The organism is Streptomyces sp. NPDC007205 (assembly GCF_040634095.1).
Taxonomy (GTDB): Bacteria; Actinomycetota; Actinomycetes; order Streptomycetales; family Streptomycetaceae; genus Streptomyces.
The window spans coordinates 1-12162 of record NZ_JBEYEW010000073.1 but is presented as its reverse complement, the minus strand read 5'-3'; the positions used below and the strand labels follow the sequence as shown (position 1 = coordinate 12162).

Below are 12162 nucleotides of genomic sequence, written 5' to 3'. Positions count from 1 at the left end.
TCCGGCTACCGCCGACTCAGCCCCCGCTACGAACGCGATCCCCGCAACTACCTGGCCTTTCTCGGCCTCGCCGCAGCCCTGTGCTGCTACAAGCGCCTCCTCCGCCTCACCACATAGGACACGGTCTTAGAAGCGGGACAGCACCGGGCGGCGACCATGGCGGACATCTAAGAAGACCCGCAGCAGGCGTCGACAGTAGCGCCGTGGCCGCCCCAAGATCGCGGAGGAACTCGGCATCACGCCTCGGGAACTGGCCGGCATGCATCGCCGCTTCGAGGTGATCCCTGGCGCCCAGGCTCAGGTCGACTGGGGCGATGAGGGCAAGATCCTCGCCCACATGGGCATCGGGAAGGTCTACTCCTTCCACATGACGCTGTCGTACTCGCGCGACCCGTTCTGCTGCTTCACCATCAGCCAGGACCTGCAGACCTTCTTCGACTGCCACCGGCGGCCCTTCGCCCACTTCGGCGGGGTGCCGATGACGATCGTCTACGACCGCACCAAGACCGTCGTGCGACGGCATGTCGCTCCTGGTCAGGCGGTTCCGCTGCATCCGGAGGCAGTCGCCTTCGCCGGCCACTACGACTTCGACATCGACTTGCTGGCCGCCTCCCGGCCCCAGGGCAAAGGCCGGGTCGAGCGGCAGGTCGACATCGTCCGTGACCACGTCCTGGCCGGGCGTTCTTTCTCTTCCCTCGAGGAGATGGACGCCGCCTTCGCCGCCTGGGTGCCGCAACGCAGGTCCCAGGTCCACCGCACCTACCGGGAGGTCATCGGCGAGCGGGCGGCCCGCGACCACGCGGCCCTCAAGCCGCTGCCGACCACCCCCTATCTGGTGGCCGAGCGGCATCTGCGGCCGGTCGGAAAGGACTGCCTGGCCGCCTTCGGCAACAACCTCTACTCGGTGCCCGCCCGCAGGGTCCGTCCCCGCCAGCTGGTCGAGGTCCGGGCCACGAGGTCCCAGGTCATGCTGCATTCCACCGTCCCCGACGCAGGCGGCGAGACCTGCTGGCCATGCACGCGCGGGCGGTCGGCCGCGGGTCCGTGTGGTCGACGAGAGCCACTGGGACGGCCTGCCCACTGGCCAAGGCCGCCGGGTCACCACCGGCGACGTTGTCACCCCGCCTCGACGCGAGCGACTTCCCGAGGACTCGGCCGGGTCCTTGCAGGCTCTGCTGAACCGGGCCGCGGTCAGTCGCGTCGAGGTCGGCCGCCGTCCCTTGTCGGTCTATGACGAGCTGACCGGCACCCGCCCTTCACCACCCACCCGAGCACGACGGAAACATCGTGAGCGAGCTGGTCAGCACCCGCATCCGCACCACGGCCGGCAAGCTCGGCCTTCCCCACCTGGTCGAAACCATCAACGAGTACATCCGGCGGGCCGACGAGGCCAAGATGGGCTACCTCGACTTCCTCGACCTGGTCCTGTCAGAGGAACTCGCCGTCCGCGACGACCGCCGCTTCCGCCAGGGCCAGCGCCTGTCAAAGCTGCCGCATCACAAGACGCTCGACGAGTACGACTTCTCCTTCCAACCCGACCTCGACCCGCGCAAAGTCAAAGACCTCGCCACCCTCTCGTTCGTCGAGGCCAAAGCGAACGCGGCCCTGCTCGGTCCGCCCGGGGTCGGCAAGACACACATCGCCGTCGCCGTGGCGGTCGCGGCCTGCCGGGCCGGCTACTCGATCTACTTCACCAGCCTCGACGACATGGTCCGCAACCTGAAGACCGCCGAAGCCGCCGGACGACTCTTGAACAGGCTCGGCACCTACCTGCGGCCGAGCGTGCTCGTGGTCGATGAAGTGGGCTACCAGCCGCTGGAGCGGGCCGAGGCAAATCTGGTCTTTCAGGTGATCTCCAAGCGCTACGAGAAGGGCTCGATCATCCTGACCTCGGACAAGACCTTCAGCGAGTGGGGCCAGGTCTTCGGCGACGAGGTCCTCGCCACCGCCATCCTCGACCGGCTCCTCCACCACTGCGACGTGATCTCCGTCAACGGCCCCAGCTACCGGCTGAAGAACCGCCTCAAGGCCATCGAGCGAGAGACCGAAGTGGCCTAACAGCTGGGGACGTTCGCCCGCACGCAACTGGGGAGCCGAGGCCGTACGCCGACACCGCCGCTGTCTTCGGCATTAGCACAGCCACCGCCCGGCGCTGCGTGAACCACACACTCGAACAACTCGCTGTCCAGGCACCGTCGCTGACCGAGGCGCTCACCAGCCACCACGCGGACGGCTACGTGCTGCTGGACCGCACCCTCGCCGAGACCGACTGGGTGGCCGCCGCTGGCCACTTCTTCGGGAAAAGTCCGCCGTCAGGACGTGAATGCGCAGGGCATCGCCGGCGAAGACGGAAAGCCGCCGTGGATCTCGCCCATCCTGCCCGGCGGCACCCACATATGACGGCCGCCCGCGAGCACGCCATCGCCAACACCTGCGCGCAACTGAATCTCAAGATTCTCGCAGACAACGCGCACGTCGGAGCCGGCGGCACTGCGATCACCCCAATCAAGCGCCGCCCGAACGCGCAACTTGAACCGTTCCGGGTTTGATCGAGACTCTAGGTCATGACTGTGACCTGGGGTTTCGTGGTTTCGCGGTAGTGCTTGGTCTCGTATTCGGCGGGCGGGATGTGCCCTATTTCACCGTGGAGTCGGCGGTGGCAGTACCAGTCGACCCACTCGGCGGACCCACTCCAGCGGCAGGTATCTGGTGACGGACGAGATCGGCGAAAGTTCGGCGAGGTCGCAGACCCGGGCGGTGTCCATGCAGGCCGGCCGGATTCTCGAAGTTCAGCCGGTGGACGTTCTTGTATTCAGACACTCACTCCGACGCTGGGGCAGACACCCGGATCAGGTGGGAGCCGTACACCACCTCTCAGGACGCAACCCAGCTGGCGCACGCTTGGATGTTGCGCCGCCATGGCTCGGGACCCGGTCCTTGAAGCGACGGACGGGTATGGCGACGCACCCCTGTGAGCAGACCAAGGGCTTCGATGCGGGGTGTGCGGCTTACTGCTGGCCGCCCACCCCGGCAATTGCCGAAGGTCTGCATCCTGCCGTGTGGTGCAGACCGGGCGCTATCAGTAGAGCGGGTTCCTGGTAGGGAGCGGAAGCCACTTCAGCCGCCAGGGTCGTGAAAGTGTTGAACCGTACCCGCGGAGCGGTACAAGGCGTCCGAAGCTGTTACCTCGGTCGGACCCACTACGCCAGGTGGGTGGTGTCCGTCATGCTGAGGGAACTTGTCTCTCTCATAAGATGGCCGGAAGTCCAGGGACAGCGGTTGCATGGGTGGCCGCTGACCCTGGGTTTATTGCGGCTCTGAGGCGGCGAGCTGTACCCGGCTCGTGCGCTGAGGCTGTTGGGCCTGCCGCCTTCCTTGACCCTGAGGCGGCGGGCCCGACGCTTGGCGGGAACCCTTTCTGGCCTGGCAGGCGCTGCACCGGGGTCGGCGCCCCGCGTGACACGCTGACCTTCGATGCGGGGCAGCAGGGGTATGCGTACAAGCTGCTCAGGGCTGCGCCGGGGTTCTCCCCATCTGTTCAGATGTGCATCGTATCCGGTCGGTATGTGCGACGGGGCTGTCTGCCCTGTTCCATGGGCGTGGTCGAGGTGTCGGCAGTCGTCGCTGAGTGATCTCGCGGCCGGCGGAACCGGATGGGTAGTGTGGTGCAGTTCTTCGTCGTTCAAGCATTGGCTGAGTCGGCGTGGCCGAGGCGGTATAACTGGGCGCGGCAGACGATCAGCGACCTGTGTAACGTTCATTGCGCTTATCTTCCGGCGCCTCGGTCACGGCATGTCTGCTCACTTCTCACGAGCTGATGAACGCTTCGTTCATCGTGGTGGGAATCCTTTTGCTTGCCAGTCTTCTTCTCACAGGTGGTCTGTGGTGCCCTGGCCCGGCCGCCGCTGTCGTCCGCTTGCTGCCGGCCTGTGCAGGCGCGGGTTTCGCGTTGGCCGGGCTGGCTCCTGCGGATGTCCATTACGGCCCGCACGTTCTCGGCGCATCGCTCGTGACGGCTATGGGAAACATCGGTCTTCTGCTGGTGGGGGGTCGGCCTGGCGGATTACGTCCCACACCCGCTGCGCTGGGGGGGCGACGGCCATGCCAAGTCCCGTATGCGGCCAGTTAGCGCCCGCTGGCGGCCTGGAGATTCCCCACGTACGGCTGGTTACTGACCTTCAAAGCGTGGTGTCGGCGGGGCTGACGGTTCGTGATCCTTGCGGTATGCCGGCGGCATGAGGTATGCGCAAGGGGGCGGGCTGACCGACGAACGGCGGGCCTGCCGCGAGAAGTTGAGGATGGAGGCGGCCGAGCGGTTTGCCCTGGGCGACGAGAACGCGGTCATCGCGCACGACCTGCGGGTCAGCGTCCGGTCGGTACAGCGGTGGCGCAGGGCCTGGTCGCAGAACGGGCCCAGGGCCCTGGCGTCCAGGGGCCCGGCGTCGCTGCCGCTGCTCAGTGACGAACTGTTCGCCGTGCTGGAGCGGGAGCTGGCCAAGAGGGCGGTGGCACACGGCTGGCCGGACCAGACCTGGACCCTGTCGCGGATCAAGACGCCGATCGGGCGCCGCTTCCACAAGAACTACACCGTGCAAGGGGTGGCCACCCAAAGGACCGTGGCGGCGCTCGACGCCTGGCTCGTCTTCGAGGACGAGGCCGGATTCTCGATGCCGCCGCCGACCACCCGCACCTGGTCCCGCCGCGGCCACACCCCGGTGATCCGCGTGCGGGGCCGCTCCCGCCGCCGCTTATCGGTGGCCGTCCTGGCCTGCTACAAGGCCGGCGAACCCTCGCGGCTGATCTACCGGCCCTGCCCGGACGCCCGGCCCGACGGGCGCAAGAGCTTCTCCTGGAAGGACTGCCGCGACCTCGTCCAGACCGCCCACCAGCAGCTCGGCGGCCCGATCGTGCTGGTCCGGGACAATCCCAACACCCACCTGACGGCCGGAATGCGCCGCTACACCGCCGACCGCGACTGGCTCACCGTCTTCCAACTGCCGCCCTACGCACCCGACCTCAACCCCGTCGAAGGCATCTGGTCCGTCCTGCCACGCACCACCACAGCCAACCGCGCCTTCGCCAGCCCTGACGACCTGATCACCGCCGTCCGGCGCGGCCTACGCCAGCTCCAGTACCGCCCCGACGCCCTCGACGGCTGCCTCACCGGCACCGGCCTCCGGCGCTAGCCATCATGACGACACCACGCATTCAAGGTCAGTAGAACTCCCCACCTGCTTTGGACGAGTCCGCTCTGGGCAGCCCAGGGCGGGTGAAGAACACCAGGGAGGTCATGGAGACCTTGAGGCGTATGTACCTGACAGGCAGTTACCGTGCCGCGGCCGAGCTGGCCGGGTGTGATCACCACACAGTGGCCCGATACGTGCAGATGAGGGCAGCTGGTCAGCACCCTGACCAGCGCCGGCATCGGACTCGCGCGATCGACGACTACTTGCCGGAAATCGAGGAGCTCTTGGTGCGTTCGCCGGGCAAGATCCGCGCGGATATCGTGCACAAGCGGATCGTCGCGATGGGCTTCACCGGCGGAGAACGCACCACCCGCCGCACCGTCGTCGAGGCGGAAGCCCAGTTCAGGGCGGGACGGCGCCGAGTTTATCGACCTTGGGTGACCGTGCCCGGATTGTGGCTGCCATACGACTTCGGCGACGGTCCGACAATCAACGGACGCAAGACATTTCGGTGGTGCGCCTGGTTGGCCTGGTCGCGGTTCAGGGTCGTGATCCCGATCTGGGACAGGACGCTACCGACCATCACGTCGTGCCTGGATGCCACGTTCCGCAGGATCGGTGGGGTCCCGGCCTATGTGCTGACGGATAACGAGAAGACGGTCACCACCGATCATGTCGCCGGGATCCCGGTCCGCAACCCAGAGATGGTCGAGGTCGCCCGGCACTACGGGACCACGATCCGCACCTGCCTGCCGGCGGAACCGTAGACCAAGGGCGGCTCGGAGGCGACGGTCTGCCTCGCCAAGGCCGACCTGGTGTCCAAGGACGTCAACGTCCGCGATCACTACAAAACCTTCGGCGAACTCGAAGCGGCTTGCCGGGCTTTCTGCGACGAGGTCAACTGCCGCACGCACCGGGCGATTCGCCGACGCCCCGTCGAACGCCTCGCTGAGGAACAGCAGCGGCTGCACCCGCTGCCCAGGCGGCCGTTCACCGCCGCGTTCGGCACCACTCGGCGGGTCAACTGGGAGTCCACCATCTCCGTCGAGGCGGTCCGCTACTCGGTCCCGCACGAGCTCATCGACACCCGCGTCTGGGCCTGCTTCCACGGCGACGAACTGATCGTCACCGCGGTCGACGAAGACGGCTGCACCCGCGAGGTCGCACGCCACCGACGCGGCGGGCCCGGCGACCCGGTCCTGGACGATACCCACTACCCACCCCGGCAGGACAAGGAATCCGACCGAGTCCCCAGGGCCGCATCAGCAGAGGAGGTCTCCTTCCTCGTGCTCGGTCCCGGCGCCGCGTCCTGGCTGGTGGAGGCCGGATCGAACGGCGTTCGCCGGATCAAGGCGAAGATCAACGAAGCCGTCGCCCTGTCGAAGCTCTACTCGGTCGCGGACGTCGACCGGGCCCTGGGGACGGCCGCGGTCACCGGCCGGTTCGCGGACAAGGACCTGCTGTCCATCCTCGATCACCAGGCCGGCCACGAGCAGACCAGTCCCATCGTGCGAAGCGAAGACCACTCGCTGCAGCCCGGCACCTCCGCCTGGGCCTCCTTCGGCCAGCCCGCCCAGACCTCGGACGCTGCCGAGCACAACGAAAGCGATCTCACCTGATGGCCACCCCACTTCGCACCGTTTCCGGCTCCGGCGGCGACCCGCTGGCGGAGGCCATCGAGTTGACCAAGTGTCTCAAACTCCCGCCCCTGCGACGGGCGTTGGCTGACCTCATCCCCCTCCAAGGCCCAGAGATGGGACCCTGCCGAAGTCGTCCGCGTCCTCCTGGCCGAAGGAGCCGCCGGCCGTGACCGGGCCAACCTGCACACCCGCCGCAAGCGGGCCGGCTTCCCCACCGGCAAGACCTTCGGCGACTGGCTCGAGGGCAAGTCCTCCATCCCAAGGGCCACCCAGGACGCCCTCAAGACCCTCGAGTGGATCGGCCGGCGCGAGAACTTCTGCATCTGCGGGCCCTCGGGCACCGGAAAGTCCCACTTCACCGAAGCCCTGGGACAGTCCGCGGTCGAGGCCGGCCTGTCCGTCACCTGGTTCACCATCGAGGACCTGGGCGCCCTCGTCCGCCGTCGCCGCGCGGACGACTCCATCGCCCGAGCCCTCGCGAAAATCATCCGCTCGGACCTCATCATCGTCGATGACATCGGACTCCTGCCCGTCTCGCCCGATGCCGCAGAAGGCTTCTACCGCCTGGTCGACGTCGCTTACGAGCGACGCTCGGTCGCCGTCAGCAGCAACCTCCACCCCTCCGGCTTCGACGAGATCATGACCAAAACCCTGGCCACAGCCACGTCGACCGACTCATGCACCACGCTCACATCGCCGTCACCCAGGGTGACAGCTACCGGCTCACTGAGGCCACCAGTGGACAGCGAGTGAAGCCCTTCAGCTGACGCAGCGAGACCCGCAGGCAGGGCACTATCTGGCCGCCAAGGGGGAATTCTGCAAGACCGCCAGCGGGGAGAGCTCTGGGCGCTGGCTTTCAGAGCTTTCGGCCTCATGCGCCGGGCAGACGGCGGCGTGCATCGAGGGCCGGCGCCGGCATAGAGCGCTGTCGCAGGCACACCGCCGATGATGGGTACCGGCGCCAATCCACATTGCCTTGTGCTGGGACCATGGTCGGTGGTCTGTTCGTCGTTCGGCGCAGTCGCCTATGGCTGAGATGGCTCATCCTTCCCTGCGGCAGCGCTTGCCTAGGCAGGCCGACGAGCGCTCGGGAACCTTCACAGCAATTTTTTTCTGCTAGGCCTTGGTGTCGGGTTCGTACTTATGCGTCATGACGGGAGACTTCTTCGCTCTCATAAGTGAAGTCCCGGGGGAAGAGTGAGCTTCCGGGATTGAGCGTTGGGCCCGTCGCCGCCTCATTCTGCATCAGTTTCAGGTGACGGGCCCAACCGTGTTGAGCAGGCCTCGGCGTCCCTGCCACGTAACCCTGGCAACCACCACAGGTGGAAACCATCGACGACATCTCATGCTTCAGTTCCTGCGGCTACTCATCCGGCGTTGGGCATGTCCGTCCTTAGTACTCGAGTTGCAGTTCGCTATTGTCGCTGGTCAGGAGCCTATTTTCGAGTGTAGCGAGCTGGTGGTCCGTCATGTGGTGGGGGTTCGTGACCGGCAGCGCTTCGCTTGTAGTGGCAGCGTCTGGCGACGGCTTGGTGTCGTCGGCGCCACCCGGACCATTTCAGTGCCTGGGCGCCTGGGCAATGTGGCGGTGGTGGTGTCCTGCCCTGGGACGGCAAGTTGCCAGGAGCCTTGGGATCTCCGCCATGGTGAGGGGTGCGAAGGCTGATCCGTTTCTGCGGCCCCCCTTTTCGTTCCAGCCTGGGCGGCCAAGGCGGCGAGAAAGGCGTGAGCGAGCATGGACAGGGTGATGTGCCGGTACCAGCCGACGCAGAGGCGGACCTCTTACCGGTCAAGGTCGCACTCGTTCGGCGCGCTCTGGAAACAGGCTTCGATGGCCCAGCGGCTTCCTGCAACCTCGACCAGCTCGCTGACGGAGGTGCCGGTGGGAGCATGGGCCAGGTAGTAGGCGATGTCGTCCGTCCGGGAGATGCTGCGGCGGGCCATGACCCACCTGCAGTGGCGGGGCTCGTCTGCGTCGAAGAACGGCACGGCGGGAAGCTGTGCGGCTGCCCCGTCATAGAGGTCGGGACCCTTGGCACCTGCCCCGCACGAGACCCGCTCCCGGGCATCGTCGGGGGCGTCGCCGATGAGCTGGTCGATGCGCCAGCAGCCGGCGAGAGACTTGATCTGCTGCGCCTTCGGCACCGCGACGACGTATCCGAGGCCCGCGTCCTCGAGCATGCGGCGGACGTGCCAGTCCTGGCCGGAGAGGGCATCGGTGGTCACCCAGGAGATGGGCAGCGGCGAGGCCAGCGCCCGGGTGACCACGATCCGGGCCAATTCGGTCTTGGTGGCGAAGCCACGATGGTCGGGCATCTTCGCTGCCCGGCACCGTTCGCGGTCGGACGTCCAGGACTTCGGCAGATACAGTTCCCGGTCCACCAGCGTCCGGCCCCGGCCGGAGGCATACGCGGCGAATACCGCGACCTGGCAGTTCGCAGTGCGTCCCGGGACTTGTTTCTGAATAACTGTCAGGGTTGATCTTCCGAATGGTAACTACCGGTGTCCAGCTCGGCGCCAATGGTCAGCCCGGTGCGTGTGGTCGTCGCGGCGATGGTTTCGACGACGACCTGGTAGCTGGTCAGTGGTCGGCCACGCCAGTTCGCGGTGATGTGGCAGAACATTCGGCGTTCGATTTTGTTCCATTTCGACGTGCCCGGCGGAAAGTGGCAGACCGTGATCTCCAAGCCGCTCTCCAGGGCGAAGGCGGCCAGGTGTTTCTTCCAGGTCCAGCGGCGGGGATCGTTCGAGCCGCCGGCGTCGGCGGTGATCAGCAACCGGGTTGCGTCCGGGTGGTGCACCTGTCCGCGGCGCTGCCACCAGCGGCGTATGGACTCCACCGCGAACTCGGCGGTGTCGTGGTCGGTCCCGACGTTGACCCAGCCGGTGTTGGTGGCGATGTCGTAGGTCCCATACGGAATGGCGACGGGCTGGTCGCTGGTGGTGAAGGTGTGGCAGTCGACTTCGATCGGGTCCTTGGCCGGCCGCCAGGTGCGGCCGGGCCGGTCTCGGTTGCCGAGCCATTCCTTGGCCTTGGTGTCGACGCTGATCACCGACTGTTCGTCGTCGAGGAAGGCGGTGGCCGTGGCGTTCAGGTGGGCGAACTGGGTGTCGCGGTCCGGATGGCTGGCGCCCTCGGTGGTCTCGACGGTGCCCTGCAGGCTAGCCGAGGCCGTGCAGCAGGCGCCCGACGGTTGCGGCACTGACCGGATGGCCCTGTGACTTCAGAGTCGGGGCCAGGGTCCGCATCATCTTGCACGATGAGAACAGCAGCAATCGAGGGCTGCCGGTCACGAACTCCCACCACGTGACGGGCCGTCAGCTCGCTACACTCGGAAACACGCTCCTGACCAGCGACAGCAGCGAACTGCAACTGGAGTACTGGAGGGACGGGAACGTCCTGGTCCTTTCGTTTCCCACCGACGGGGCACGGCAGTGGCCTCATCGCCACCCCCCGCCATCGGCTGCTACCGGACCGAGAGGACTGCTCAGCTCATTCTTTGGTGACAGATCGGGGGCGAGCCGCACCCACGCCGCCAGCGGCCTGACCCGCCAACCAAGCATCGCCCATCATGCTTCAACACACTCGCTTTCCCTGGAACTTGACAGCACCCGGACCGGCTCGGTGCTGACCGCCCTGTGCCGCTCCGCCCAGTTTTCCAGGGCGGTACGGCAGGCGTGGTCCAGGTGGTGGAGGCCGGAGAGGTTCACCTCGACCGGTCGGTCCTGGGGGAGGGATTCCAGACTGTCGAGGATCTTCGGCAACCGGAGAAACGTCGCGTTGCCCGACAAGTGCGACTGGATCGGTCCGGCGCCGTTGTCAACGATCTCCAGCTTCACATGCGAGGCCTCCCAGGCGGTCTTGACGACCGACAGGGCAAGACCGATGAGCACGCCCTCGAACATGTTCATCGTGACGATCGCCACGCCGGTCGCGATGAGGATGAGCGCCTCGCCGCGGTGTGTCCGCCACAGGGAGACGATGCCTCGGAAGGGGATCAGCTTCCAGCCTGAATGGACCAGGATACCGGCCAGCACGGGAAGCGGGATCAGTGCCAGTGCCGAGGGCAGCATGACGGCGAACAGCAGCAGCCACACGCCATGCATGACCCGGGCCGCCTTGGTCCTCGCGCCCGCCTGGGCGTTTGCGGCGCTACGAACGACGACGGCGTTCATCGGGAGCGCGCCAAGCAAACCGCAGACGGCGTTGCCCGCGCCCTGTGCCATGAGCTCCTTGTCGTAGTCGGTGCTCGGCCCGTCGTGCAGACGGTCCACTGCGGCGGCGCCGAACAGGCTCGCGGCGGAGGCGATCAGGGTGAAAGCGACGATCGGGCCCAGGATGGCCGCGTTCCCCAATGCGGCGAAGGAGTCGGGACCCAGCAGCTGGACAGAGTCCAGCAGGCCGTGCACCTCCACCGTCGCCACAGGCAGGCTGAGCGCCAGCGTGGCCAGCGAACCGACGATCACGGCGACAAGCGAGCCCGGCACAACCTGAGCCTTCTTGGGCAGTTTCTTCCACAGCACGACGACCGCGATTGTGCCCACGGCCATGGCGAGCGAGGCGAGCGCCTCGGTGCTATGGAGCACGTCGGCGGCCGCCCCGGGCAGCCCGGCGATCTTGTCGATGCCGGAGGCGGGGGCCTTCAGCCCGGCAGCCATGTACAGCTGACCGACCACAATGACCAGGCCGAGGCCGGCGAGCATACCCTCGACGACGGAGACGGATACCGCTCGGAACCACCGGCCCAGCCGCAACGCGCCCATGGCGAGCTGCAGCAAGCCGGCGGCCAGGACGATCACACCCAGGGCGGGCAGCCCGAACTCTTTCACCGTCCCGAAGACGAGCACGGCCAGCCCGGCCTCGGGGCCGGACACCTGCAGGACGCTGCCGGGGAGCAGTCCGGTGACGATGCCGCCCACGATGCCGGTCACCAGGCCGAGTTCGGCCGGCACGCCGGAGGCGAGCGCAACGCCCACGCACAGCGGGAGCGCAACCAGGAACACCACCAGCGAGGCGGTGAAGTCTTGTCGAAGGTGGGGAAACTTTGACATGCCGGTCCTCACAGCGCCTCGAAGGAATCGGTATCGGCGCGGTACTCGCCGACGGCGCCGGTGTGAACCTCGTAGTACCAGCCGTGCAGACCCAGCTGGCCCTCCGCCAGCCGCTGCTCGACGCACGGGTACGAGCGCAGCCGCAGCAGCTGGGTCAGGACGTGGGCCTGCACGCCCTCGGCGACCTCGGGATCCTCGGCCGCGCCGGCCGGACGCGGGGTGGCGTGCGCGAGCCAGTCGCGCACGGCGGGTACGGCGGTCAGGTCGTCGCCGCGCACCAGCGC

7 protein-coding genes and 5 pseudogenes are annotated in these 12162 nt (G+C 67.2%); 8 read left to right on the top strand and 4 right to left on the bottom strand.

Going from position 1 to position 12162, the window contains the following annotated elements:
- The 8 genes and pseudogenes from ABZ624_RS40275 to istB (ABZ624_RS40240) all read left to right on the top strand — a co-directional run.
- A pseudogene (locus tag ABZ624_RS40275) lies at positions 1-117 on the top strand (IS5/IS1182 family transposase); the annotation flags it as partial.
- Between the two features lie 142 nt (positions 118-259).
- The gene (gene istA, locus ABZ624_RS40270) at positions 260-1234 is read left to right on the top strand and encodes an IS21 family transposase (RefSeq protein ID WP_360100138.1); all 975 of its coding nucleotides are present in this window, start codon (positions 260-262) and stop codon (positions 1232-1234) included.
- Between the two features lie 53 nt (positions 1235-1287).
- Entirely contained in the window at positions 1288-2058 is a 771-nt protein-coding gene (gene istB, locus ABZ624_RS40265) for an IS21-like element helper ATPase IstB (protein WP_360100135.1), read from the top strand.
- A gap of 98 nt (positions 2059-2156) precedes the next feature.
- The gene (locus ABZ624_RS40260; RefSeq protein WP_360100132.1) at positions 2157-2549 is read left to right on the top strand and encodes a hypothetical protein; all 393 of its coding nucleotides are present in this window, start codon (positions 2157-2159) and stop codon (positions 2547-2549) included.
- A gap of 1749 nt (positions 2550-4298) precedes the next feature.
- Positions 4299-4719 (top strand): annotated as a pseudogene (locus ABZ624_RS40255) (helix-turn-helix domain-containing protein).
- Positions 4668-5186 (top strand): transposase, encoded by a 519-nt coding sequence (locus tag ABZ624_RS40250; protein ID WP_360100147.1) that lies wholly within the window; start codon positions 4668-4670, stop codon positions 5184-5186. Before ABZ624_RS40255 ends, ABZ624_RS40250 begins: the two are co-directional and overlap by 52 nt.
- A gap of 83 nt (positions 5187-5269) precedes the next feature.
- Positions 5270-6805, top strand: a pseudogene (gene istA, locus ABZ624_RS40245) (IS21 family transposase).
- Positions 6805-7593, top strand: a pseudogene (gene istB / locus ABZ624_RS40240) (IS21-like element helper ATPase IstB). The pseudogenes istA (ABZ624_RS40245) and istB (ABZ624_RS40240) overlap by 1 nt, the downstream one beginning before the upstream one ends.
- A 1015-nt stretch (positions 7594-8608) precedes the next feature.
- Here the strand turns inward: istB (ABZ624_RS40240) and ABZ624_RS40235 are convergent.
- The 4 genes and pseudogenes from ABZ624_RS40235 to ABZ624_RS40220 form a co-directional block, all read right to left on the bottom strand.
- Positions 8609-9292 carry an IS701 family transposase gene (locus ABZ624_RS40235; RefSeq protein WP_360100144.1) on the bottom strand — a complete coding sequence of 228 codons (684 nt, stop codon included), beginning with the start codon at positions 9290-9292 and terminating at the stop codon, positions 8609-8611.
- Between the two features lie 26 nt (positions 9293-9318).
- A pseudogene (locus tag ABZ624_RS40230) lies at positions 9319-10075 on the bottom strand (ISAzo13 family transposase); the annotation flags it as partial.
- Between the two features lie 321 nt (positions 10076-10396).
- Positions 10397-11878 carry a SulP family inorganic anion transporter gene (locus ABZ624_RS40225; RefSeq protein WP_360100141.1) on the bottom strand — a complete coding sequence of 494 codons (1482 nt, stop codon included), beginning with the start codon at positions 11876-11878 and terminating at the stop codon, positions 10397-10399.
- Between the two features lie 8 nt (positions 11879-11886).
- Positions 11887-12162: carbonic anhydrase (locus ABZ624_RS40220; RefSeq protein ID WP_360100129.1), on the bottom strand; the 276-nt coding region annotated here is incomplete at its 5' end.